The sequence below is a fragment of the Burkholderia sp. BCC0044 genome (assembly GCF_902832955.1).
Lineage (GTDB): Bacteria > Pseudomonadota > Gammaproteobacteria > Burkholderiales > Burkholderiaceae > Burkholderia.
Window position 1 is genome coordinate 583058 of the sequence record NZ_CADFDO010000004.1, and the last position, 25778, is coordinate 608835.

The window sequence follows — 25778 nt, forward strand, 5'->3', positions numbered from 1 at the left end:
ATGCGCGCGGCGTTTGTGCGGGGCGCTTCGGCATTTTCTGCTGCGCGCCCGGCGGGCCGGGCGCGCGTCGGGTCAGTAGCCGCGCGTGCGGTCGACGACGCCGATCATCGGCTGGCCCGCGCGATGGCGTGCGAGGTTCGCGAGCACCGCGTCGACCGCGGTGTCGGGCCGCGTCGCGCTGGCGATGTGCGGCGTGATGCGAATGCGCGGGTGCGTCCAGAACGGATGGCCGGCCGGCAGCGGTTCTGGGTCCGTCACGTCGAGGATCGCGCTGTCGAGCCGGCCGCTCGCGAGCGCCGCGAGCAGCGCGGCTTCATCGAGCTGCGGGCCGCGCCCGACCTGCACGAGCGACGCGCCGGCCGGCAGTGCATCGAACACACGTGCGCCGAGCAGCCCGCGCGTGCTGTCGGTCAGCGGCAGCAGGCAGATCAGGATGTCGGTGCGGGCGAGGAACGCGTCGAGCGCCGCGTCGCCGGCATAACAGTCGACGCCGTCGAGCGTGCGCGGCGTGCGGCTCCAGCCGGCGCACGGGAAACCGAAGCGCCGCAGCGTGTCGAGCACGGCCTGGCCGAGCGTGCCGAGCCCGAGCACGCCGACGCGTCGCGACGCGGCCGCGCGCACGGGATGCTCGCGCCACACCTGGTCGCGCTGCTGCGCCGCATAGTCGAACAGGTCGCGATGAATCGTCAGCACGGCCTGCGTCACGTATTCGACCATCCCTTCGACGATGCCCGGCTCGATCATCCGCACGACGGGGATGTGCGACGGCACGCGCGACAGGTCGAACTGGTCGATGCCGGCGCCGACCGAGAACACGACTTCGAGATTCGGCAGCAGTGCGACCGGGTCGTCCGGCGGCTGCCATGCGGCGAGATAGCGGACGGCTGCGGCGTCGCCGAGGTCCGGCCAGATCCGGAACGGCAGATCGGGCGCCTGTTGCGCGAAGCGCGCCGCCCACTGCGCGCCGCGCACCGGGTCGGCCTTGTAGAGAAAGCTCATCGTGCGCGCCCCCTCAACCCAGCGCCTGGTTCACGATCGCGAACGGGCGCAGCGCCGGATCGCGTTCGGGCGCCGCGCCGCGCGCCATCGCGACGACGGTGTCGACGCGCGGCAGCCCGAGCCCCTGCAGCCAGTCGGACAGCCCGCTGTCGCCCGGCACGTCGAGCCGCACGAACATGCCTTCGTGCAGCGCGAGCCAGTGGCTGATCAGCGCCTGCGCACGCAGCGCATCGGGCGCGACCACCGGGCCGATCACGTGGCCGCGGCCGAAGCGGCGGAACAGCGCGAAGCCGAGCAGCTCGCCGTCGCGATCGAGCGCGATCCCGTTCGCGACGTCGAGCAGCGCTTCGATCACCGCGCCGCGTTCGTAGCCGGCCGCGCGCGATGCGAGGGCGGCGAGACGCGGCCCGTCGTTGATGCCGAGCGGGCGCAGGCGCTCGCCGGGCGGCAGCGAGATCAGCGGCGGCTGGAACGCGGCGCCCTGGTGCTGATCGATCGTATCGATCACGTCGAAGCCGAATTTCGCGTACAGCGGCTCGCCCGCCGGCGTCGCATGCAGGAAGATGGTGCGCGCGCCGAGACTGTCGACCACGCGGGTCATCAGTTCGCGCCCGATGCCGCAGCCCTGGCGCTCGGGCGACACGATGACCATGCCGAGGGAGGCATGCGCGTCGTCGAAGCGCCAGCCGAGCGCGGTGCCGACGACGCCGGTTTCGTCTTCAGCGACGAAGCCGCCGCCGAGCTGGAACGCGAAGCGCCAGTCGTCGAGCCGGTGCGGCCACTTGACGGCCTCCGACAGACGATGGGCGGCGGGCAGGTCGGTTTCGGCGAACGGGCGATAGGTAAGCGTGCGGGAAGAATTGAGGTCGGACACGCCGGACTCCGGATGGGTGGGAATGACATGTCGACTCTGCCAGCGCCCCGGCGGCGCGGATAGGACGATTCGCCTGTTTTCGGGCGGCGACGGCCGCTGGCGCACGATCGACGCAAACCCGCGCGATCGGCGCGCACGAACGCGCGTGTCGTGCCGGCGCGGCCGGTCAATCCGGCCACTCCTGCTGTGGGAATGCCTCTACGATCGATGCACGGTGACGCTGCCGCCTGCCGAAGGGCCGCACCGGCAGGCGAGTCCGCTGCGATAGCGCGGCGTCCACCGGCCGGCCCTGCCGCGCCGCGCCCGATCGCGCCGCAGATCGTGCTGCATGTGCCCGGCAACACGCGGCGATTCTGCGTTTTGAGCGGCGCCGAACGATGCGTGAACGACTTTTTGCCCTGATTCAATTTCGTTAAACCCAGCCCATCCCCGGCCTTGCCGGGGCTTCACACCGACAGGACCCGACCATGATCCAGTTTGAACCGAAGTACATCACCTTCGACTGCTACGGCACGCTGACCCATTTCCGGATGGCCGAGACGGCCCGCGAAATCTATGCGGACCGGCTGTCGCCGGCCGCGATGGAGGCCTTCGTGCGTGCGTTCGCCGCCTATCGGCTCGACGAGGTGCTCGGCGCGTGGAAGCCGTACCGCGACGTCGTCGTCAACGCGATCCGCCGCACCTGCGCGCGGCTCGACGTGAAGTTCGACGAAGCCGAGGCCGAGCTTTTCTATCATGCGGTGCCGACCTGGGGCCCGCACCCGGACGTACCGGCCGGGCTGTCGCGGCTGGCGTCGAAGTACAAGCTGGTGATCCTGTCGAACGCGATGGACGAGCAGATCATGAGCAACGTCGACAAGCTCGGCGCGCCGTTCCATGCGGTGTTCACCGCGCAGCAGGCGCAATCGTACAAGCCGCGGATGCAGGGCTTCGAATACATGTTCGACAAGCTCGGCTGCAAGCCGGAGGACGTGCTGCACGTGTCGTCGAGCCTGCGTTACGACCTGATGACGGCCGAGGATCTCGGGATCAAGCACAAGGCGTTCGTGAACCGCGGCCACGAGCCGGGCACGCCGTTCTACAACTATTACGAAGTGTCGGACATCGGCCAGCTCGCGACGCAGCTCGGGCTGTAAGCCGCCCGCGCCGGCCGATGCGTCGATCGTCGCGACGGGCCGCGGCCGCGAGGCCGCCGGGGCCCGTCGCGTCCCGTTCCGTCGCGCGTTCGATCAGCGCACGAAACGAGGGTAATTACCGATACTGAGTCGTTCAAGGCGGGGGCCGCCCAGGCCGATATATGTACCGAACGGTTAATATTTCGAGGCCCCCGCATGAAGTTGTCCACCAAACTGCTGATGCTCGTCGCCGCGGCGCTGCTCGGCGTCGTCCTGCTCGCCGCGCTGTCGCTGCACACGTTGCGCGACGCGCTGATCGACAGCCGCCGCGAAGAGATCGTCATTCTGCTGACCAAGGCCGAGCATCTGGTCGATTCGTATCGCGCGATGCAGACGAGCGGCACGCTCACGCAGGAGCAGGCGCAGCAGCAGGCCAAGGCCGCGCTGGCGGCGCTCAACGCGAATTCGAAGAGCTACTTCTGGGTCACGACGTCCGACGGCGTCAACCTCGTCCATCCGAACGCGAAGTTCATCGGCACGCGCGCGAAGGGCAACCGCACGACCAGCGGCATGACCGACAGCGAGGCGTACCGCGCGGGCATGGCGCAGGCGCATTTCGCGCTCGTCGACGTGCTGATCAAGCGCAGCCCCGACGCGGACCTGGAGCCAAAGCTGCAGGGCGTGGTCGCGATTCCGGACTGGGACTGGTGGATCGGCACGGGATTCTTCTACGACGACATCAACGCGGCGTTTTCCCGGCTCGCGATGGTGCTGGGCGCCGTCGCGCTCGTCATCGCCGCGGCGCTCGCGGCGATTGCGTGGGGCGTGCTGCGCAGCGTCAGGCGCACGCTCGGCGGCGAGCCCGCGCATGCGGCGCAGATCGCCGCCCGCATCGCCGCCGGCGAGCTGGACGTGCCGTTCGATACGGCGCACGCCGCGCCCGGCAGCCTGCTCGTCGCGCTCGGCGACATGAAGGCGCGGCTGACCGACACCATCGCCGAAATCCAGACCACGACCCACTCGATCGCCACCGGCACCGGCGAGATCGCGCAAGGCAACCTGGATCTGTCGCAGCGTACGGAGCAGCAGGCCGCGTCGCTGCAGGAAACGGCCGCGAGCATGGAGCAGATCACGTCCACGGTCAAACAGAACGCCGACAACGCACGTCAGGCGAATACGCTCGTGACCCAGGCGAAAGAGGCGACCGAACTCGGCGGCGCGGCCGTGCAGGCGGTCGTCGAAACGATGCGGCAGATTTCGGATGGATCGGTGCGGATCGCCGACATTACCGTCGTCATCGAAAGCATCGCATTCCAGACCAACATTCTCGCGCTCAACGCCGCGGTGGAAGCCGCGCGGGCCGGCGAGGAGGGGCGCGGGTTCGCCGTCGTCGCATCGGAAGTCCGCTCGCTCGCGCAACGCAGCGCCGCGGCCGCGAAGGACATCAAGGGCTTGATCGACGCGTCGGTCGAGCGCGCCGGCAGCGGCAGCCGGCTCGTCGAGACGGCCGGCACGCGGATGACGGAGATCGTCCGGTCGATCGACCGGGTGGCCGACATCATGGGCGAGATCTCGGCGGCATCGGCCGAGCAAAGCACCGGCATCGAACAGATCGGGCTGGCGGTCGCGCAAATGGACGAAGTCACCCAGCAGAACGCGGCGCTCGTCGAGCAAGCTGCTGCCGCCGCATCGTCGCTGGACGAACAGGCGGCGCGCCTGCGGGCCGCCGTATCGGTATTCCGCCTGGCTGCGTGACGGCTTCGCGCCGCTCGTTGCCCGCCGGCGCATCATTCCGCCTCCGTCGCGCCGCGCCGGCATGCGCCCGGCGTGCGCGCCGGCATGCCGGTGGCGCACGCGTCGCCGCATGGCGGCGCGGTTCCTGACGGCTGCACGTCGCGTGCGCGTCCGGTTTCCGGGCCGTCCCTTCATCTTCCTGCCTTCCCCCAACGCCGCTCCGATCGAGCGGCATTCCTCTGAGCTTTCGTGCGCGACGCGCCGTCGCGACCGCCGCCGTTGACGCCCGTGCATGCGGCGATCTGCCGCAACGGGCCGCTCGTTTCGGCCGTCGTCGGCATGCGCGCATGCATTCGACACAAACGTGCGGTTTGCGTGAGTCAAACGCGCGCCGAATGCCGAACGGGCAATTTTGTCGGCGCAATCTGCGGCGGCTGCGGCTTTACGATTTCCTTCATCGACACGGGTTCGGCAGCCGCCGCGACACGCCGCCGGGCACACGGCGACACGGGCGCGCACGCAGCAATTCATGCTGCGCGGGTGGCCCAAAACGGTCGATTCGTATCGTGCGGGCGGCCCGAATCGCGACAAACCGCATTTTGGCGATGCTTAAATGAATTGCATGTGTACGACGTCGCGCCCGCCACCAGCAAGCGGGCGCGGCGCGATTCGAGAACCACGCTGGACCCAGGACCCCACTTTCCACAGTCAGGAGCAGTTCGGATGAGCGACGATATCGACAACGGCGGCAAGGGCGGCATCACGCGCCGCGACATGATGAAGGTCATGGCGGCGAGCGGCATGATGGCCGCCGGCGCCGGCGGACTGCTGATGACCCCCGGCTCCGCATTCGCCGCGCCCGCGCCGAAGCGCGGCGGCAAGATCCGGGTCGCGAACGAAGCCGGCTCGACGGCCGATACCCTCGACCCGGCCAAGGGCTCGACGGGCGCGGACTACACGCGCTTCTTCATGTTCTACAGCGGCCTCACGCAGCTCGATGCGAGCCTCACGCCGCAGATGAACCTCGCCGAGTCGCTGCAGACGACCGATGCGAAGACCTGGATCATCAAGCTGCGCAAGGGCGTCACGTTCCACGACGGCAAGCCGGTCGGCCCGGCCGACGTGGTGTTTTCGCTGATGCGCCACAAGAACGCGGCCACCGCGTCGAAGGTCAAGACGCTTGCCGAACAGTTCGCGGACGCGAAGGCGACCGGCCCCGACGAAGTCACGCTGACGCTCGCCAGCGCGAATGCCGATCTGCCGGTGATCCTCGCGACGCCGCAGCTCGTGATCGTCAAGGACGGCACGACCGATTTCTCGACCGGCATCGGCTGCGGCCCATACAAGCTGAAGTCGTTCAAGCCGGGCGTATCGACCGTCGGCGTGCGCAACGACAGCTACTTCAAGCCGGGCAAGCCGTATCTCGACGAGATCGAGCTGATCGGCATCAGCGACAGCGCCGCGCGCCTGAACGCGCTGCTGTCGGGCGACGTGCACCTGATCAACGCGATCGATCCGCGCTCGACGCAGCGGATCTCGTCGACGCCGGGCTACGCGCTGAAGGAAACCAAGTCGGGCCTCTATACCGACCTGATCATGCGCAGCGACAACCCGATCGTCTCGAGTCCCGATTTCGTCGAAGGGATGAAGTACCTGTTCGATCGCGAGCAGCTCCGCACGGCGGTGTTCCGTGGCTACTCGGTAATCGGCAACGACCAGCCGATTCCGCCGGGGCATCGCTACTTCAACGCGTCGCTGCCGCAGCGCGCGCACGATCCGGACAAGGCGAAATTCCTGCTTCAGAAGGCGGGGGCGCTCGGCGCGTCGCTGCCGCCGATCTATGCGACGTCCGACGCGAACGGGTCGATCGAAATGGCCGTGCTGCTGCAGCAGGCCGGCCAGAAGATCGGGCTGAACCTGCAGGTCAACCGCGCGTCGCCCGACGGCTACTGGTCGAACCACTGGATGAAGCATCCGCTCACGTTCGGCAACATCAACCCGCGCTCGAGCGCCGACGTGCTGTTCACGCAGTTCTTCAAGTCGGATGCGCCGTGGAACGAGTCGGGCTGGAAGAACGCGAAGTTCGACCAGCTGCTGCTCGCCGCGCGCTCGGAAACCGATGACGCGAAGCGCAAGCAGATGTACGGCGACATGCAGGTGATCGTGTCGCAGCAGGGCCGGGTCGGCATTCCGGCGTTCATCAGCTTCCTCGACGGATACGACAAGCGGCTCGCGGGCCTCGGTTCGATCCCGACCGGCCCGATGATGGGCTTCACGTTCGCGGAGAACGTGTGGTGGAACGCTTGACGTTGTGGCTGGCCGCCGTCGCGCGGCCGGTGCGGGCGACCGCATCGGTCACGCGCGGTTTTTTCGGGAGTGCCCCTCCATGAACCGAATTCTCATCGGGCTGATCGGCCGGCGCATCGCGGTCACCGCGCTGACGCTGCTGATCGTGTCCGCGATCATCTTCACGATCACGAACCTGCTGCCGGGCGATGCCGCGCAGGCCGCGCTCGGCCAGTCGGCGACGCCGGAGACGGTCGCCGCGCTGCGCCAGCAGTTCGGCCTCGACATGCCGGCGCACGTGCGTTACCTGCACTGGCTCGGCGGGCTGCTGCACGGCGATTTCGGCCGGTCGTTTTCCGGCGACATGCCGGTGTCGGAGCTGATCGGCGGGCGCCTGCCGAAGTCGCTCACGCTGGCGGCGATCACGACCGCGGTGTCGGTGCCGATCGCGCTGCTGCTGGGGATCCTCGCCGCGGTCAAGCGCGAATCGGTGATCGACCGCGTGATCAGCCTCGGCACGCTGTCGCTCGTCGCGACGCCGGAATTCCTGATCGCGACGGTCGCCGTGCTCGTGTTCGCGGTGAAGCTGCACTGGCTGTCCGCGCTGTCGTACAGCGGCCCGCTCGAAAGCCTGCACGATTTCCTGCGTGCGTATGCGATGCCGGTGCTGACGCTGTGCGCGGTCGTGATCGCGCAGATGGCGCGGATGACGCGCGCCGCGGTGATCGAGCAACTGAGCGCGTCGTATGTCGAGATGGCCACGCTGAAGGGCGCGAGCCCCGCGCGCGTCGTGCTGCGCCATGCGCTGCCGAACGCGATCGGCCCGATCGCCAATGCGATCGCGTTGAGCCTGTCGTATCTGCTCGGCGGCGTGATCGTCGTCGAGACGATCTTCAACTATCCGGGCCTCGCGAGCCTGATGGTCGACGCCGTCAGCAACCGCGATTTCCCGCTGGTCCAGGCGTGCACGCTGATCTTCTGCGTCGCTTACCTGACGCTCGTGCTGTTCGCCGACCTGTGCTCGATCGTGTCGAACCCGCGACTGCGCACCTGAGTGTTCCGTCTTTCTTCCGAGGTGCCGCCCATGCAACCGATCGAACCCGTACAACGCAGCAGCGCGCTGCCGCCCTCCGGCGACCCGCCCCTCGGGCGGGGCAGCATGCCGCCTGCCGCGCCCGCCCCCGACCAGCCGCGCAAGCGCCGCGCCGCGCGCATCGCGTTGACGACCGGCGGCCGCGTCGGCCTGTCGATGGTCGGCCTGATGCTGTTCGTCGCGGTGTTCGGGCCACTGATCGCGCCGCATGACGTCGGCGCGATCATCACGCCCGACGTGTTCGCGTCGTTCAGCGCGAAGCTGCCGTTCGGCTCCGACTTCCTCGGCCGCGACATGCTGAGCCGGATCCTGTACGGCACGCGGCTGACCGTGCTGCTCGCGCTGGCCGCGGTGCTGCTCGCCGCGGTGACCGGCACGACGCTCGGGCTGCTCGCGACCGTGTCGGGCCGCGCGGTCGACGAGACGATGAGCCGGCTGCTCGACGCGCTCACGTCGATTCCGTCGAAGATGTTCGCGCTGATGCTCGTCGCCGCGTTCGGCTCGTCGCTGCCGCTGCTCGTCCTCACCGCCGCGATCAGCTACATGCCCGGCTCGTACCGGATCGCGCGCGCGCTGGCCGTCAACATCAGCACGCTCGAATTCGTGCAGGTGGCCAAGGCGCGCGGCGAAAGCGCGCTGTACATCGCATGCGTCGAGATGCTGCCGAACATGATCCACCCGATGCTGGCGGACACCGGGCTGCGCTTCACGTTCGTCGTGCTGCTGCTGAGCGGTCTGAGCTTTCTCGGGCTCGGCGTGCAGCCGCCGTACGCGGACCTCGGTTCGCTCGTGCGCGAGAACATCGCGAGCCTCGGCGACGGCTCGGCCGTCGCGATCATGCCCGCGGTCGCGATCGCGATCCTGACGGTGGGCGTCAACCTGATGATCGACGGCCTGCCGCATCGCGGCCGCCGCAAGGGCGCGGCCGGCGCCGCCGGAGGACACTGATGCGACACGAATCGAACCCGCTCGTCGAGGTGCGCGGGCTGCGCGTGGTCGGCGGCCGGCCGGGCGGCGAGGAAACGACGATCGTCCACGGCGTCGACTTCGAGATCGGCCGCGGCGAGGTGCTCGCGCTGATCGGCGAATCGGGCTCCGGCAAGACCACGATCGCGTTGTCGCTGATGGGCCATGCGCGCACCGGATGCCGGATCGCCGGCGGCTCGGTGAAGCTCGACGGCACCGACGTGTGCACGCTTTCCGCAACCGCGCTGACCGCGCTGCGCGGCCGCCGGGTCGCGTATATCGCGCAGAGCGCGGCTGCCGCATTCAACCCGTCGCGCACGATTCTCGATCAGGTGATCGAGGCCGCGCTGATCCACAAGACGATGACGAAGCGCGACGCGCAGGCGAAGGCGATCGAGCTGTTTCGCGCGCTCGCGCTGCCGGAGCCGGAGACGATCGGCAAGCGCTATCCGCACCAGGTATCGGGCGGCCAGCTGCAGCGGCTGATGGCCGCGATGGCGCTGATCACCGATCCGGAGCTGGTGATTCTCGACGAGCCGACCACCGCGCTCGACGTGACCACGCAGATCGACGTGCTGCGGGCGTTCAAGAGCGTGATCCGGCGCTACGGGATGAGTGCGGTGTACGTGTCGCACGACCTGGCCGTGGTCGCGCAGATGGCCGACCGGATCATCGTGCTGAGCGACGGCGTGATCCGCGAGGCGGGCGACACCGAACAGATCCTGCATGCGCCCGCGCATCCGTACACGCAGAGCCTGATCGCGGCGGTCACGCCGAACGACGCCGAACGCGACGCGCAAGCCCAGGCACAAGCCCCGGCCGCGCCGGCGCCGCTGCTCGACGTGCGCGGCGCGATCGCGGGCTACGGCGGCCGCGCCGCGAACGGCTGGCCCGCGAAGGTGATCCTGCATGAAGTCGACCTGCGCATCGGGCGCGGGCAGACGGTCGGCGTGATCGGCGAATCGGGTTCCGGCAAGACGACGCTCGCGAAGGTGATCGCGGGCCTCGTGCCGGCGACGGGCGGCGCGATCCTGCTCGACGGCGAGCCGCTCGCGCGCGATATCGGCAAGCGGACGAAGGAGCAGCACCGCCGCGTGCAGATCGTGTTCCAGAACGCGGATACCGCGCTTAACCCGGTGCATACCGTCGAGCGCACGCTCGCGCGGCCGCTCGCGTTCTACCACGGGATCAAGGGCGCGCGTGCACGCCAGCGCGTCGCGGAGCTGCTCGAGCTCGTGCGGCTGCCGCCGGCGGTGGCTTCGCGGCGTACCGGCGAGCTGTCGGGCGGGCAGAAGCAGCGCGTGAACCTCGCGCGCGCGCTCGCGGCCGAGCCCGACCTGATCCTGTGCGACGAGGTCACGTCGGCGCTCGACACCGTGGTCGGCGCCGCGATCATCGAACTGCTGCGCGACCTGCAGGCGGAGCTCGGCGTGTCGTACGTGTTCATCACGCACGACATCGCGAAGGTGCGCGCGATCAGCGACGACATCGTCGTGCTGTATGCGGGCCGCCGCGTGGAGACGGGCAGCCGCGACGCGCTGTGCGCGCCGCCTTATCACCCGTATTCGCACTTGCTGGTGTCGTCCGCGCCGGAGCTGCGTGCGGGCTGGCTCGACGATGCGGCCGAGCGTTGCCACCGGCCGCTGGTGCCGATCGGCGAGCGCGAGAACGAGGCCGAGCTGTGTCCGTTCCTGTCGCGCTGCGCGATGCGCGTGGACGGCGTGTGCAATCGCACGGCCCCGTCGCTGCGTACGCTCGGCAACGGCGCGCAGGTGCTGTGCCATCGCAGCGAGGAGGACCTCGCGCGCTTCCAGGCGGAGCCGATTCCCGCGGGTGTCACGCCGGTGCAGTTGTAGTGCGTGGCGCGCGAACCGTTCATCGCGCGGTGCGGTGAACGGGCCGCCGCATAGTGTGCCGCGGCGGTCGTGCAAAACGGCGATTTATGCGCGTGCCGCGCGCGAATACGCGGCAACTGCGGTTTTTGCCAGTGATTAAATGATTCGCATTGAACGGTCGCCGATCGTCGTTGCGGGAATGCGTGAGAAGGATTCGATGAAACTGGAATCGTACTGGCTGGATACCCGCCCCGCGTTTCGCGACGCAAGCGTTGGACCCGTCGAGGGGCGGGCCGACGTAGTCGTGATCGGCGGCGGTTTCACCGGCTTGTCTGCGGCGCTCGCGCTCGCGCAGCGCGGCGTCTCGGTGGTCGTGCTCGAAGCCGCGCAGGTCGCGGGCGAAGCGTCCGGCCGCAACGGCGGCCAGTGCAATACGGGCGTCGCGCAGGATTACGCGTCGCTGGCCGCGCGCATCGGCGCCGCGCAGGCGAAGCAGTTTTATCGCGCGTACGAAAGCGCGGTGAAGAGCGTCGAGACGATCGTGACCGAACAGGCGATCGACTGCGATTTCCGGCGCGCCGGCAAGCTGAAGCTCGCCGCGAAACCGCAGCATTTCGCGGGGCTCGAAAAGACCTTCAACGCGTTGCGGCGCGACGTCGATCCCGACATCGAGCTGATCGAGCCGTCGCGGATCCGCGATGAAATCGTGTCCGACGGTTTCTACGGGGGGCTCCTGCAGCGCAACGGCGCGCAGATGCACATGGGCAAGTTCGGCGTCGGCCTCGCGCAAGCGGCCGTGCGTGCCGGCGCACGCGTGGTCGAGCACGCAGCCGTCACGCAACTCGACCGGCTCGACGGCGAGCGCCACAGAATTACCTGCGCCCGCGGCACGATCGTCGCCGACCGCGTGCTGGTCGCGACCGGCGCGTCGCAGCACGGGCCGTTCGCGTGGTTCCGGCGACGCATCGCGCCGGTCGGCAGCTTCATCGTCGTGACCGAGCCGCTGCCCGACGCGCAGCTGAACCGGCTGTTTCCGCACCGCCGTGCCTACGTGACGTCGCGCCAGATCGGCAACTACTTCCGCGTGACGCCCGACAACCGGCTGCTGTTCGGCGGCCGCGCGCGCTTCGCGATGTCGAGCCCGCGCTCCGATGCGAAGAGCGGCGACGTCCTGCGCGCCGGCATGGCCGACTACTTCCCGGAACTGGCCAAGGTGCGGCTCGACTACTGCTGGGGCGGCCTCGTCGACATCACCGCCGACCGGCTGCCGCGCGCGGGCCAGCACGACGGGCTCTATTACTCGATGGGCTACAGCGGCCACGGCGTGCAGATGTCGGTGCACATGGGCCGGGTGATGGCCGACGTGCTGTATGGCGCGGCCGCGTCGAACCCGTGGCGCGAGCTCGAATGGCCGGCGATACCGGGCCATTTCGGGCACGCGTGGTTCCTGCCGCTCGTCGGCGCGTATTACCGGATGCAGGATTTCCTGCATTGAAGCGAGCGCCGGGAGAACTCGACATGACAGTGCAATTCGTTGGCTCGCCGCGTGTCGCGCGGCCCGTATCGCCGGCGATCGGCGACGTGCTGCGCACGATCGACGCGTCGTTCGCGCAGCCGCTGAACCTCGACACGCTCGCGGCGGTGGCCGGGTTGAGCGTGTCGCGTTTCACCGCGCGCTTTCGCAGCGAAACCGGGCTGTCGCCGCACCGGTATCTGTGTCTCGTGCGGATACGGCGGGCGCAGGACCTGTTGCGCGCCGGTCTCGCGCCGTCGGTCGTCGCGACTGACGTCGGCTTCTTCGATCAGAGCCATCTGTGCCGGCACTTCCGGCGCGCGCTCGGGATCACGCCGCGCGATTACGTGGTCGCCCGAACGGGCGGTGCGCCGGTGCGAACGCCATCGACGCGCCTGCGCGCCGAACGCCACGATGCGTCGTCGTGTCATGCGGCGTGATCGCACGCATGGACGACATACGCCGCTGAGGATTTTCCGGCAGCAGAGCCGGCGAACGACGATTTCCGATATCGCGTGACGACGTTGAAGCAGTCCGTCACGCACTGCACAGGAGCAGAAATGACCGCAGTTTTCGTGTTGCACCGGGCCGACGGCGCACCGTCTTCCACCGCCTTCAGCAAGCAGGCGTTCGGCGCGAGCGATCCGTTCGCGTCGCATCGCGAGATTGCATGGGAAGGCCCCGACGCGATGGCCGCGGGGCGGATCGTTTTCGCGGGCGAGCTGGACGTGTCGAGCTTTCCGCACATCGAAACCCTCGTCGTCGTCGAAGGCGAGCTGACGCTCGAAGCGGCCGGGGCCGCGCCGCTGGTGCTCGGCCCGCGGCAAGGCGCCGTGATCGGCTGCGGCACCGCGCTGCGCATCGCCGCGCCATCGCCCGTGCTGCTGACGTTCTGCTCGGCAGCGTGCGAGACACCGACGAAACAAGGCCTCTTTGCGCTGTACGCCGACGCGGACTTCAAGCCCTCCGCCACGCTGCCGGCCGAGGTGCTGCTCGGCCCCGCGCCGCAATGCCGCAGCGACAACGTGTTCACCGACGACGGCGCCGGCTACTGCGCGGGCACGTGGGATTCGACGCCGTATCACCGGATCGTCCGGCCGCATCGCGCGAACGAGTTCATGTTCCTGCTGGACGGCGGCGTCCGGTTCGCGGCGCCCGACGGCAGCGTGCAGTCGCTCGGCACCGGCGATGCGCTGTTCGTGCCGCGCGGCGCGTCGATCGGGTGGGAAAGCAGCGAACGCGTCGCGAAGTTCTACGTGATGCAGAACGTCAAACCCTCCACCGAACGAGACTGAGCATGTCCCCTCCGCTGCGCCATATCGAAACCTTGTCCACGCCGCCGGCCGCGGCCGACGTCGTCGTGATCGGCGGCGGCATCATCGGCGTCTTCACCGCCTACTATCTGGCCCGGCGCGGGCTGTCGGTCGCGCTCGTCGAGAAGGGGCGCATCGGGGCCGAACAGTCGAGCCGCAACTGGGGCTGGTGCCGGCAGCAGAACCGCGATGCACGCGAGTTGCCGATGGCAAGCAAGAGCATCGATCTGTGGGAACGATTCGCCGCCGAATCCGGTGAAGACACGGGCTTTCATCGCTGCGGGCTGCTGTATCTCAGCAATGACGAGGCCGAGCTGTCCCGCTGGGCCAGCTGGGGCGAATTCGCGAAGACCGCCGGTGTGACCACGTACATGCTCGACAGCAAGCAGGCCGCCGAGCGCGGACGGGCGACCGGGCGGCAGTGGAAAGGCGGCGTGTTTTCGCCGACCGACGGCACGGCCGATCCAGGCAAGGCCGCGCCGGCCGTGGCCGCCGCGCTGATCAAGCTGGGCGGCAGCGTCCACCAGCACTGCGCGGCGCGCGGCATCGAGTTGGAAGGCGGCCGTGTCGCCGGCGTCGTCACCGAGGCCGGCGTCATCAAGACGCGAACGGCCGTGATGGCCGGCGGCGCATGGGCGTCGTCGTTCTGCCGCCAGCTCGGCATCCGGTTTCCGCAGGCGTCGATCCGTCAGTCGATCCTCAGCGTGTCGCCCGTCGACACGCCGCTGCCGGATGCGATGTACACGTCCGGCGTGTCGATGACGCGCCGCAGCGACGGACGCTACGCGTTGGCGATCAGCGGCCGCGCGCGCGTGGACCTGACGCCGCAGTTCCTGCGCTTCGCGCCGCAATTCGTGCCGATGTTCGCGAAGCGCTGGCGCAACCTGCTGCCGGGCGGCCTCGAAGGCGTGCGCGGCGGCCATGAAACGCTGAAGCGCTGGCGCCTCGATGCGCCGACGCCGATGGAAGCGGTGCGCATTCTCGATCCGAAGCCCGACATGCCGACGGTCGCCGAAACGTACCGCCGCGCGGCCGAACTGCTGCCCGAACTGCGCGAAGCGAAGATCACGCACGCGTGGGCCGGCTTCGTCGACAGTACGCCGGACGGCGTGCCGGGCATCGGCGAAGTGCCGGGCGTGCCGGGGCTGATTCTCGCGGCGGGGTTTTCGGGGCACGGCTTCGGGATCGGGCCGGGAGCCGGGCATCTGATCGCGGATCTCGCGTCCGGTGTAGAGCCGTTCGTGGACCCCACGCCGTACCGGCCCGGCCGGTTCAGCGAGTCCGCATGGGGCAAGGTCGCGGATTTTTAATGCAGGGCCGTCGCGCGGACGAGGGGGCAGTCTTTGGACGAGGCACTTCGATCTCGCTCGCACGCGAACGTTCGTCGGCCTGGCAGCACGGTGCGGTGCGGCAGCTTGGGAGTGCCTGATGCGTTTCAGTTCCTACTGGCTCGATACGTCGGAGCCATTCGCGAGCAGCTCGCCCGTTTCGACTGGCCCGCGATTCCGGGCCACTTCGGCAAACCCTGGTTCCTGCCGTTCGTCGGCGCCTGGTATCGACTCAAGGACACTCTTCAATGAATTCCCCTGTTGTTCACCTGATGCAAGCCGGCAGGCTCGATCGTTTCTTCATCGACGGCGACTGGGTGTTGCCCGACGGCGGCGACCGGTTCGCGGTCGTCAGCCCGTCCACCGAGGACACGTTGTGCGAGATCCCGCTCGGCAGCGCGCGCGACGCCGACCGCGCGGTGCAGGCCGCACGCAATGCGTTCGAACGCTGGTCCGCGACGTCACCGCAGGAACGCGCCGCGCTGCTCGACCGCATCCATGCGCTGATGCTGGAGCGCGCCGAGTTGTTCGCCACCGCGCTCGCGCTGGAGATGGGCGCGCCGATCGGCTATGCACGCGGCGCGCACGTGCCGCTCGCGGCCGAACACATCCGCGTCGCACGCGACAACCTCGCGCATTACCCGTTCGTCGAACGGCGCGGGACGACGGCGGTCGCGCGCGAGCCGATCGGCGTGTGCGCGCTGATCACGCCGTGGAACTGGCCGATCTATCAGATCACCGCGAAGGTCGGGCCGGCGCTCGCGGCCGGCTGCACGGTCGTGCTGAAGCCAAGCGAGTTGTCGCCGCTCAGCGCGCTGCTGTTCGCGGAAGTGGTCGCCGATGCGGGCGTGCCCGCCAGCGTATTCAATCTCGTGAGCGGCAGCGGCGAAACGGTGGGCGCGGCGTTTTCGTCGCACCCGGAGGTCGACATGGTGTCGATCACCGGATCGACGCGTGCCGGCGTGCTCGTCGCGCAGGCGGCGGCAACGACCGTCAAGCGCGTCGCGCAGGAGCTCGGCGGCAAGTCGCCGAACCTCGTGTTGCCGGATGCGGACCTGTCGCGTGCGATCCCGCCGGGCGTGGCCGCCGCGTTCCGCAACATGGGGCAATCGTGCAGCGCGCCGACCCGCATGATCGTGCCGCGCGCCGTGCTCGGCGCGGTCGAGGAACTGGCCGTCGCGGTGGCGCAAACGCTCGTGGTCGGCGATCCGTTCGACGAGGCCACGACGCACGGGCCGCTGGCCAATCGCGCGCAGTTCGGGCGGGTCGCGCAGATGATCGACGTGGGCATCGACGAACGCGCGAAGCTGATCGCGGGCGGCCCCGGCCGGCCCGCGGGCTTCGACCGCGGCTTTTATGCGCGGCCGACGATTTTCTCCGAGGTGCGCACCGACATGGGGATCGCGCAGCAGGAGATCTTCGGCCCGGTCCTCGCGATCCTGCCTTACGACACCGTCGAAGAAGCGATCGCGATCGCGAACGATACGGTCTACGGGCTCGGCGCGCACGTGCAGGGCACCGACAAGGAACGCGTACGCGCGGTGGCCGGGCGCATCCGGGCGGGGCAGGTGCATCTGAACTACCCGGCATGGGATCCGCAGGCGCCGTTCGGCGGATACAAGCAGTCGGGCAACGGCCGCGAGTACGGGATCGAAGGGATGGAGGAGTATATGGAGGTCAAGTCGATTCTCGGCTTCTACGACTGACGCAGCCGCCGCGCGCGACGCGCGCCGACAGTACAGCTGGAAGCCCGCTACTTTCCGAAGGTGCCGAAATTGGACAACCCCGTCATCCCCGAGCCGTCGTTGCAAGCGCATCATGCGCACTGGGCGAAGCTGCGCCGCGACCTGCATGCGCATCCCGAGTTGCGATTCGAAGAACACCGCACGGCCGACGTCGTCGCTCGCGAGCTCGAGGCACTCGGCTATGCGGTGTCGCGCGGGCTGGGCGGCACGGGCGTCGTCGCGAGCCTGCCCGGCGCGGACCCGCGCCGCGGCATCGTGCTGCGCGCCGATCTGGACGCATTGCCGATCCACGAAGCCAACGACTTCGCGCATGCGTCGTGCACGCACGGGATCATGCATGCGTGCGGCCATGACGGCCATACCGTGATGTTGCTCGGCGCCGCGCGCGTGCTGAAGGAACTGCCGCAGTTGCCGGGCACCGTGCATTTCGTGTTTCAACCGGGCGAAGAGGGCGGCGCGGGCGCGCGCAAGATGATCGACGACGGGCTGTTCGAGCAATACCCGACGGAAGCGGTATTCGGCATGCACAACTGGCCCGGGTTGCCGGCCGGGCATTTCGGATTGCGCACCGGCCCGATCATGGCCGCGGGCTCGCGTTTCAGGATCACGGTGACGGGCAAGGGCGCGCACGCGGCGCAGCCGCATCTGGGCATCGATCCGGTGCCGCTCGCGTGCTCGATGGTGCTGCAGTGTCAGACCATCGCCGCGCGGCACAAGGATCCGGTGGACCCGGCGGTCATTTCCGTCTGCATGTTCCATGCGGGCACGACGGATAACGTGATTCCCGACACCGCCGAGCTGCGCGGCACGATCCGCACGCTGTCGTCGGCGTTGCAGCAGAAGCTGCAGCGCGACGTCCGGCTCGCGTGCGAGGGGCTCGCGGGCGCCTATGGCGCGCAGGTCGACGTGGAGTTTTTCCAGTACTACCCGGCGACGGTCAACACGCCGGCCGAGACGGCGCTGTGCGAAGCGGTGATTCGCGACACGTTCGGCGACGCGCGCGTCGACCGCGACGTGCCGCCGAACATGACGTCCGAAGACTTCGGCTTCATGCTGGAGGAGCGGCCGGGCGCGTACGTGCTGATCGGCAATGCGCAGGACGGCGCGGCCTCGCCGGCGCTGCATCACCCGAAATACGACTTCAACGACGACATCATTCCGGCCGGCGTCCGGTATTGGGTCGCGTTGGCGCAGCATTACTTCACGCGATCGGCGTGATGCGGAGAAGCGGCGTGGAAACCGGTTGACGGGCGCACGCGCCAACCGGGGAGGTCGGGCATCGCGAGCATCGGGACACAAATGTCGATTTGTCGCCTCCTCGATGTGAGCATTTTTGCTTGCGTGCCTCATTGCAAAACAACACCGTTTGGAAGGACTGCTTGATGCAACAGGAACACGAAATGAACGATGCCGACGCGACGTCGGCGCTTCACTACCGCAGATTCACCGCGGCGGACGTCCCCGCCGCCCATGCCCTTTCCATGGCGCTTCGCTGGCCGTTCCGGGCGGAAGACTGGCAGTTTTCCGCGGAAACGTCGGTCGCGTTCGCGGCCGAGGAAAACGGCGAGGTCATCGGCACGGCGATGTGCTGGAAGTACGGTGCGGATCGCGCGGCGATCGGGCATGTGATCGTCTCCGACGCGCATCAGGGTCGAGGCATCGGCCGCAAACTGATGGAGACGCTGCTCGACGAACTGGGGCCGCGCATCACGTTTCTGCACGCGACGCCGGCTGGTCGGCCGCTCTACGAGAAACTCGGATTCAACGTATGCGGCTCGCTGGACCAATATCAGGGGAACGTGGAGCAGCCTGCCGCGGTCGTCGTACCCGATGGTGAGCGGCTGCGTGCCGGGTCGCCGGCCGACTGGCCGCGCCTGATCGAACTCGACGCGCGTGCGTCCGGCCTCGAGCGCGAAGCGCTGTTGTCCGCGTTGCAGACGCGGGGAGAAAGCGTCGTGCTCGAACGCGACGGCGAGATCGTCGGGTTCTCGGTGCTGCGGCGTTTCGGTCGCGGTTACGTGATCGGCCCGGTGGCCGCGCCGCGTTCGAACGACGATGCGCATGCGAAGGCGCTGATCGGCTATTGGCTGACGAAACGAGACGGCGAATTCGTGCGTATCGATGTGCCTGACGGGAGCAGTTTGCCGGAGTGGCTGAGCGAACAGGGACTGAAGCAGGTGGATACCTGTTCGAAGATGGTTCGCAACGCGCCGGCTGCGGCACACGAGGGCGCGGCCGACCCGATAGTCGGGCTGTACGCGCTGGTCAGCCAGGCGATGTTGTAACCCTCGGCCACCGCCGCGCCCGACGAACTCAGCGCGCCCGACCCAGTTGCTCGTCGATCGTGCGGGTCAGCGGTGACTGGACGTCGCCGGTGTGCCGGGTCTGCACGGGCTCGATCAGCACGATCCAGCATTCGTCGTCGGCGACCGGATTGTGCTGCGTGGCGCGCGGCACGACGTGCATCGAGCCGGCGGGCACGTCGGCGACGCGGCCGCCTTCGTACTCGATCCTGAGGTGGCCGCGCACGACGAAGAACAGCTCGTCTTCGTGCGCATGGTCGTGCCACACGAGCTGGCCGCGTACTTTCGCGACCTTCACGTACTGATCGTTGACCTGCGCGACGACCTTCGGCGACCAGTATTCGGATACGTCGGCGAAGGCGGCTTCGAGGTCGAACGATTCGGCAAACGGAAGGGCAGGCAAGGTCATCTCGTCTCCAGTGGGCTGGTGTACGCAGTCGGGCTCGAAACCGGCAGGCTGCCGATCGTCGGCATGCAGGGAAAGCCGATCATATGGACGGCGGCACTTCGCTGCTCGACGTCCGAATGCCGCGCAATCCGCCGCGCGCGCCGCGTCGCCATCGCGTGGTCGCCGTCGCCGGCAGCAGCATGGCGGTCGCGGCGGACCGGCCACGCTCGACGCCGGTTCCACCGCGTGCGAGCGCTGGCACAGCCGCCCAGCGCATGAACGCGCCGCATCGAGCGCATCGCCCTCAACGCCCTCAACGCACGAGCGCTGCTACGAAGTCGCGATACGTCCGCAGCGGGCGGCCGAGAATCGCGGTCAGCCGCTCGACGTCGCCGGCCTCCGGCACCATCCCGTCGCTGACATAACGTTCAGCCATCAGCCGCATTTCGTACGCCATCCATTTCGGCATGAATTTCGCGAAATTGTCTTCGAACGGCGTGGGATCGTCGCCGCCATAGGCAACCGGGCGGCCGAGCGTGTCCGACCAGATCGACGCCAGCTGCGCGCCGGTCAGCGTGTCGGGTCCGACCAGGTTAATGGTATCGACCGGCAGCGTGGCCGGCGCATCGTTGCGGCGAATCAACTCGATGGCCGCGACTTCCGCGATGTCGCGCACGTCGATCATCGCGACGCCCTTGCCGCCGATCGGAATCGGGTACACGCCGTGCCCGACGATCACGTCCTTGACCATCGCGTCGTTGTCCATGAAATACGACGCCCGCAGGATCGTCGCGCTGAAGCCCGTCTGCTCGATCATCCGCTCCGCGCCGGATTTCACCGCGAAGTGCGGCACGTTCACGAAGCGGTCGGCGTGCAGGACCGACAGATAGACGACGCGCTCGACACCCGCTTCGCGGGCGAGGTTCAGCGCGATCAACGCCTGCGTGAATTCGTCGCCCGCGACGCCGTTGAGCAGGAACAGCGTGCGCACGCCGGAGAAGGCGGCCCGCAGCGCGTCGACGTCGAGCATGTCGCCCTGTGCGACGGTCACGGCCGCCGGAAAATCGGCCTTGGCCGGATCGCGCACGAGCACGCGCACGTCGGCGCCGCGATCGACGAGTTGACGGACGAGCTGGCGGCCGATACGGCCGGTGGCGCCGGTAACGAGAATGGTCATGATGTTCACTCCTGAGGTAATGGTCGGGTTGACTGCCTACCTAAGTTAAGTGATCCACATACGATCCGGAAGGTGTGATAAATAGACATGTCGTCTCACTGGTGGAACACATGGACCTGCTCGCTCTCGCCGATTTCAACCTCGTCGCCCGCCATGGCAGCTTCGGGGAGGCCGCGCGGGTCGCGGATCGCCCGAAGGCGACGCTGTCGCGCCGCGTCGCGGAACTGGAGAACAGCCTGTCGCTGCGCCTGTTCGAGCGCGGCTCGCGCGGCGTGAAGCTCACGCAGGAAGGGCGCGCGCTCTATGAGCGCACGGGCGCGCTGCTCGCGGAGCTGGCCGACAGCGCGTCGGCGATCGCGGCGGGGAGCGAGCGGCCGCGCGGCCGGCTGCGCATCAGCGCGCCGATGCTGTTTTCCCAGTTCGCGATGGGGAAGCTGGTGGCGACGTTCGCGCTGCGATACCCGGACGTCCGGCTGGAGGTGACGACCGAGGACCGGCCCGTCGACATGATCGAGGAAGGGTACGACCTCGTGATTCGCGTGAACCCGGACCCCGACGAGAGCCTGATCGGGCGCGTGATCCTGCGCGACCGGCTGGTCGTCGTCGCGAAACCCGAGCTGGCGCGGCCGGGCGGCGACGCACCGGCATCCGCACCGGCCGTGGTGCGCGGCGCGAACGACACGCGCACGGCATGGGAGGTCACGGGCCCGGCCGGGACGGCGCGCATCCCGATCGAACCGGTGGCGCAACTGTCGTCGCTGAGCATGGTGCGCGATACGGTCCGCCTCGGCCTGGGGGCCGCGTGCCTGCCGATATCGCTCGTGGGCCGTGACCTGGCCGCCGGCACGCTCGTCCGTTGGGGCGACGTGCCGGATTCCGATATCGCCCTGTGGGCGCTGTATCCGTCCAGGCGATTATTGAGCGCGCGCGTTTCCGCGTTTCTCGATCACCTGAAGAACGCGTTTCCGTCTGGTGAGCCGGAAGAACTGGCCGCGTATATCGAACCCGGGCAGTGAAACGGCCACGGCCACACTCACCACGATGTCCCGAGCGTGAGGCCGTCGCGATCGGCAGCCGCGTGTGCCGCCACCCATCCCGATCGAACCGGGGCCTTCACACCGGGTCCGTCTGCGCGCAGCACACGCGGTTCCTGCCTTCGCGCTTGGCGCGGTAGAGCGCCATGTCCGCCTGGTGCGACAGCGTGAGCATGGAAGCATGCCGCGCGCGCCGACCGGTCGCGCAGCCGATGCTGACGGTGAAAGGCGGCACGGTTTCCGCAAACCCGACGAGCCGGTTGCGTTCGACTTCGCGGCGAATCGCTTCGGCGACCTGCGCTGCGCCGTTTTCATCCGTGTCGGGCAACACCACGACGAATTCCTCGCCGCCGTAGCGCGCGGCGAGGTCGCCGCGCCGCCGCGTATGCGCGCGGATGCACTCGGCGAGAAAGCGCAGCGCGGTGTCGCCCTGCGCGTGCCCGTGCCGGTCGTTGTACTGCTTGAAGTGATCGGCGTCGATGAACAGCACCGACAGGGTGCCGCCGCTGCCGCGCTGCAGCCGCTCCCATTCGTCGGCCAGCGCGGTATCGAGCGCGCGACGATTGCGCAGGCCGGTCAACGGATCGGTACGCGTGAGGTCGGTCAGCAGCGTCTGCTTGCGGAAGTTGTCGCGCAACGCGAAGGCCAGCAGCCAGACCACCGCGCAGAACGACGCGCCGATCACGGACGCCGACACGCCGACCGTCCACGACAGCCGCCGGATGCCGGCCAGCACGTCGTCTTCGGCCGGCGCGACGACCGCGATCAGCGGGGTGCCCGGTATCCGCTGGTAGGTATACAACCGCACGACGCCGTCGATGCTCGAACGCGCGGGATAGAAGCCCGAGTCGCTGTCCACCATCCGCTTGAAGGATTTCGAGCGACGCAGCAGGTTCATCTGGCTGTCGTTCAACGACGGGTTTCTCGCGAGGATCGTGCCGTCCGCGCGCACGATCGCGCTGACCCCGTTCGGCCCGACATCGAGGCGGGACAGCAGCTGCTCGAAGTAGGCGAGATCGACGGCGACGACCGCGATCCCGTCGAACGTATGATCCGCCCGCTCGATGCGCCGCGACAGCGCGATGGATTCCTTGCCGCCGCGCGAGCGCGCGCGATAGGGCTGGGAGACGTAGAGCCCGACGTTGTCCGCATCGCGATGGACCTTGAAGTAGTCGCGATCGCCGAAGTCCCAGCGATGGGTGGTGCCGCAGCATCCGTCGATCAGCCGGCCGCGGCTGTCGGTCACGCCCATGCCGGTCATGTATTGCGCCGCGGTGCGCTCGAACAGCAGGTCGTGCCGCAGCCCGGCGTCCATGCGCTGCACGGCCGGCTTGCCGAGATCGGCCGCCAGCGCGACCAGCGCGGTGTTCGACGTTTCGACCGTCCTCGAGATCTGGCTCGCGAGCACGGCCGCGACGTTGCGCGACGTCTCGTGCGCGTGCTCGATGACTTCGCTGCGCGCGACCCACAGCGTCACCGCGCTGATCCCGAGCGCCGCGAGCGACATCAACGTGCCCAACGCGCCGACGACGAACGGGTTGCGTCCGGCCCAGTCGGCGATTTTCTCGATCGAAGTGAATGCGGGCATGCTCGCGCTCGTTTTGAGATGCCGGCTGCACTGCGCCGGCGCGGGTCCAATCCGGGTTAACGGCACGGTTAACAAAAAATCGAGGCCGAAATGACCGCCCGTCGACGGGATCGGCCTAGCGCGGCGACGCAAACGTGTGCGGCCATGCGGCGATACGGCCCGCTCACTGTCCGGACCCGCGCGGATCGCTTTCGATTGATAACCGGATTGCATCAATCGTTCCGAAAATCGCACTTATCGTTTGATCGATACCGCGCCAACATGCCGGAAAACGACAATCGATCAGCCCCTCCCGCGTATTCCAGGATTTTCAGGAGACACCCAGATGCACCCCTCGTCCCGCCTTCCGGCCGAACGCTCGAAGGCCGCCGCGATCTTTCGCGTCACGGCCGGCAACTTTCTCGAGCAGTTCGACTTCTTCCTGTTCGGCTTCTACGCCACGCAGATCGCCAACGTCTTCTTCCCCGCGCAAAGCGAATTCGCGTCGCTGATGATGACCTTCGCCGTGTTCGGCGCCGGCTTCCTGATGCGTCCGCTCGGCGCGATCGTGCTGGGTGCGTACATCGACGAGGTCGGCCGCCGCAAGGGCCTGATCGTCACGCTGTCGATCATGGCGAGCGGCACCATCCTGATCGCGTTCGTGCCCGGCTACGCGACGATCGGGCTGCTCGCGCCCGTGCTCGTGCTGATCGGCCGGCTGCTGCAGGGCTTCTCCGCGGGCGCCGAACTGGGCGGCGTGTCGGTCTATCTCGCCGAACTGGCGACGCCCGGCCGCAAGGGCTTCTTCACGAGCTGGCAGTCGGCCAGCCAGCAGGTGGCGATCGTCATCGCGGCGGCCCTCGGCTTCGCGCTCAATCAGTGGCTGAGCGCCTCGCAGATCGGCGCCTGGGGATGGCGCGTGCCGTTCTTCGTCGGCTGCATGATCGTGCCGTTCATCTTCATGCTGCGCCGCAACCTGGAGGAAACCCAGGAGTTCAAGGCCCGCAAGCATCGTCCGGGCATGAAGGAAGTGTTCGGTACGCTGGTCCAGAACTGGGGCGTCGTGATCGCCGGCATGATGCTGGTCGCGATGACCACCACGAGCTTCTATCTGATCACCGTCTACGCGCCGACCTTCGGCAAGACCGTGCTGCACCTGAGCACCGCCGACAGCCTGCTCGTGACGCTCTGCGTCGGCGTGTCGAACTTCGTGTGGCTGCCGATCGGCGGAGCGCTGTCCGACCGGATCGGCCGTCGGCCCCTGCTGGTCGGCATGACGATGCTCACCGTCGCGACCGCCTATCCGGCGCTGTCGTTCCTCGCGCACGCGCCGTCGTTCGTCAACATGCTGCTCGTCCTGCTCTGGCTGTCGTTCATGTACGGGATCTACAACGGCGCGATGGTCGTCGCGCTCACCGAAGTGATGCCGGTGCAGGTGCGCGTCGCGGGCTTCTCGCTCGCGTACAGCCTCGCGACGGCCGTGTTCGGCGGCTTCACGCCGGCCATCTCGACCGGGCTCATTCACATGACGCACGACAAGGCCGCGCCGGGCTACTGGATGAGCTTCGCCGCGGTGTGCGCGCTGCTCGCGACGTTCGCGCTCTATCGTCACCGCACGGCGACGTTGACGCCGGCGCATTGATGGATGCGCGGCCCATCCGGAACGTTCATTCATATCCACGCATCCGCACGACCACGACCATGAGAAACCTGCTCCTGAAATTCTGCGCAACCGCGCTCGTCGCCACCGCGGCGGTCGCGGCCAACGTCCAGGCTGCCGAACTGCACGTGATGAGCTCGGGCGGCTTCACCGCCGCCTACAAGGTGCTCGGCCCCCGGTTCGCGTCCACGACGGGCAATACGCTCGCGACCGCGCTCGGCCCGTCGATGGGCAAATCGCCCGAAGCGATTCCGAACCGGCTCGCGCGCGGCGAGCCCGCCGACGCCGTCATCATGGTCGGCTACGCGCTGGACGATCTGATCAAGCAAGGCAAGGTCGTCCCCGACTCCCGCGTCGATCTGGCCGACTCGCGCATCGGCATGGTCGTGCGCGACGGCGCGGCCAAGCCCGACATCAGCACCGCAGAAGGCCTCAAGCAGGTGCTGCTGCACGCGAAATCGATCGCCTATTCGGACAGCGCGAGCGGCGTGTATATCGAACGCGAACTGTTCAAGAAGCTTGGGATCGAGGAGCAGGTGAAGTCGAAGGCGAAGATGATTCCGCGGATTCCGGTGGCGTCGGTCGTCGCGAACGGCGACTACGAAATCGGCTTCCAGCAGGTCAGCGAGCTGCTGCCCGTCAAGGGGGCGACCTTCGTCGGCAAGATTCCCGAATCGCTGCAGTCGGTCACGCGCTTCGCCGCCGGCATCCCGGTCGGCGCGCAGCATCCGAAGGAAGCGAAGGCGCTGCTCGACTATCTCGCGTCGCCCGACGTGCAGGCCGACGTGAAGTCGACCGGCCTGGATTCCGTTTCCGCGCATTGAGTCCGATCGGCGGGAAGGCGCGTA

The 25778-nt window shown here is 68.3% G+C and carries 21 protein-coding genes; 16 read left to right on the top strand and 5 right to left on the bottom strand.

Features of this window, described 5'->3' with window-relative positions; all coding sequences use genetic code 11:
* Positions 1-72: 72 nt before the first annotated feature.
* Both HWX14_RS25300 and HWX14_RS25305 read right to left on the bottom strand, forming a co-directional pair.
* Positions 73-999: a glyoxylate/hydroxypyruvate reductase A gene (locus tag HWX14_RS25300; RefSeq protein ID WP_175885088.1), complete on the bottom strand. Its 927-nt coding sequence runs from the start codon at positions 997-999 to the stop codon at positions 73-75.
* Between the two features lie 13 nt (positions 1000-1012).
* The gene (locus HWX14_RS25305) at positions 1013-1873 is read right to left on the bottom strand and encodes a GNAT family N-acetyltransferase (protein ID WP_175885089.1); all 861 of its coding nucleotides are present in this window, start codon (positions 1871-1873) and stop codon (positions 1013-1015) included.
* Between the two features lie 467 nt (positions 1874-2340).
* On the opposite strand from HWX14_RS25305, the gene HWX14_RS25310 reads away from it, so the two are divergent.
* The 13 genes from HWX14_RS25310 to HWX14_RS25370 all read left to right on the top strand — a co-directional run bounded on the left by HWX14_RS25310 (position 2341) and on the right by HWX14_RS25370 (position 19086).
* Positions 2341-3009, top strand: coding sequence for a haloacid dehalogenase type II (locus HWX14_RS25310; RefSeq protein ID WP_175885090.1), 669 nt, complete (start codon positions 2341-2343; stop codon positions 3007-3009).
* Between the two features lie 195 nt (positions 3010-3204).
* Positions 3205-4743, top strand: a complete 1539-nt coding sequence (locus HWX14_RS25315) for a methyl-accepting chemotaxis protein (RefSeq protein WP_175885091.1) — start codon at positions 3205-3207, stop codon at positions 4741-4743.
* Positions 4744-5445: 702 nt separating this feature from the next.
* A complete protein-coding gene (locus HWX14_RS25320; RefSeq protein ID WP_175885092.1) occupies positions 5446-7029 on the top strand; it encodes an ABC transporter substrate-binding protein in 1584 nt (527 codons plus the stop codon).
* Between the two features lie 79 nt (positions 7030-7108).
* Positions 7109-8062: an ABC transporter permease gene (locus HWX14_RS25325; RefSeq protein WP_175885093.1), complete on the top strand. Its 954-nt coding sequence runs from the start codon at positions 7109-7111 to the stop codon at positions 8060-8062.
* A gap of 30 nt (positions 8063-8092) precedes the next feature.
* Positions 8093-9049 (top strand): ABC transporter permease, encoded by a 957-nt coding sequence (locus tag HWX14_RS25330; protein WP_175885094.1) that lies wholly within the window; start codon positions 8093-8095, stop codon positions 9047-9049.
* Positions 9049-10923 carry an ABC transporter ATP-binding protein gene (locus HWX14_RS25335; RefSeq protein WP_175885095.1) on the top strand — a complete coding sequence of 625 codons (1875 nt, stop codon included), beginning with the start codon at positions 9049-9051 and terminating at the stop codon, positions 10921-10923. The genes HWX14_RS25330 and HWX14_RS25335 overlap by 1 nt, the downstream gene beginning before the upstream one ends.
* Before the next feature lie 139 nt (positions 10924-11062).
* Positions 11063-12397, top strand: a complete 1335-nt coding sequence (locus HWX14_RS25340) for an FAD-binding oxidoreductase (RefSeq protein ID WP_175885096.1) — start codon at positions 11063-11065, stop codon at positions 12395-12397.
* Between the two features lie 23 nt (positions 12398-12420).
* Entirely contained in the window at positions 12421-12855 is a 435-nt protein-coding gene (locus tag HWX14_RS25345; protein ID WP_175885097.1) for an AraC family transcriptional regulator, read from the top strand.
* Between the two features lie 120 nt (positions 12856-12975).
* Positions 12976-13710: a cupin domain-containing protein gene (locus HWX14_RS25350; protein ID WP_175885098.1), complete on the top strand. Its 735-nt coding sequence runs from the start codon at positions 12976-12978 to the stop codon at positions 13708-13710.
* A gap of 2 nt (positions 13711-13712) precedes the next feature.
* The gene (locus HWX14_RS25355; RefSeq protein WP_175885099.1) at positions 13713-15038 is read left to right on the top strand and encodes an FAD-binding oxidoreductase; all 1326 of its coding nucleotides are present in this window, start codon (positions 13713-13715) and stop codon (positions 15036-15038) included.
* Positions 15039-15304: 266 nt separating this feature from the next.
* A complete protein-coding gene (locus HWX14_RS25360; protein ID WP_175885100.1) occupies positions 15305-16762 on the top strand; it encodes an aldehyde dehydrogenase family protein in 1458 nt (485 codons plus the stop codon).
* 69 nt (positions 16763-16831) lie between these two features.
* Entirely contained in the window at positions 16832-18019 is a 1188-nt protein-coding gene (locus HWX14_RS25365; protein WP_175885101.1) for a M20 aminoacylase family protein, read from the top strand.
* A 164-nt stretch (positions 18020-18183) separates the two neighbouring features.
* Positions 18184-19086, top strand: a complete 903-nt coding sequence (locus HWX14_RS25370) for a GNAT family N-acetyltransferase (protein ID WP_175885568.1) — start codon at positions 18184-18186, stop codon at positions 19084-19086.
* 28 nt (positions 19087-19114) lie between these two features.
* Here HWX14_RS25370 and HWX14_RS25375 read toward each other — a convergent pair whose 3' ends face one another.
* A complete protein-coding gene (locus HWX14_RS25375) occupies positions 19115-19513 on the bottom strand; it encodes a cupin domain-containing protein (protein WP_175885102.1) in 399 nt (132 codons plus the stop codon).
* 292 nt (positions 19514-19805) lie between these two features.
* Positions 19806-20669, bottom strand: a complete 864-nt coding sequence (locus HWX14_RS25380) for an NmrA/HSCARG family protein (RefSeq protein WP_175885103.1) — start codon at positions 20667-20669, stop codon at positions 19806-19808.
* Between the two features lie 110 nt (positions 20670-20779).
* On the opposite strand from HWX14_RS25380, the gene HWX14_RS25385 reads away from it, so the two are divergent.
* Positions 20780-21685: a LysR family transcriptional regulator gene (locus HWX14_RS25385; protein WP_175885104.1), complete on the top strand. Its 906-nt coding sequence runs from the start codon at positions 20780-20782 to the stop codon at positions 21683-21685.
* A gap of 97 nt (positions 21686-21782) precedes the next feature.
* Here HWX14_RS25385 and HWX14_RS25390 read toward each other — a convergent pair whose 3' ends face one another.
* Positions 21783-23291, bottom strand: coding sequence for a GGDEF domain-containing protein (locus tag HWX14_RS25390; protein ID WP_175885105.1), 1509 nt, complete (start codon positions 23289-23291; stop codon positions 21783-21785).
* Between the two features lie 325 nt (positions 23292-23616).
* Here HWX14_RS25390 and HWX14_RS25395 point away from each other — a divergent pair, with 325 nt between their 5' ends.
* Positions 23617-24912 carry an MFS transporter gene (locus HWX14_RS25395; RefSeq protein WP_175885106.1) on the top strand — a complete coding sequence of 432 codons (1296 nt, stop codon included), beginning with the start codon at positions 23617-23619 and terminating at the stop codon, positions 24910-24912.
* A 59-nt stretch (positions 24913-24971) separates the two neighbouring features.
* On the top strand, positions 24972-25754 hold the full coding sequence (locus HWX14_RS25400) for a substrate-binding domain-containing protein (RefSeq protein WP_175885107.1): 783 nt from the start codon (positions 24972-24974) through the stop codon (positions 25752-25754).
* Positions 25755-25778 lie beyond the last annotated feature (24 nt).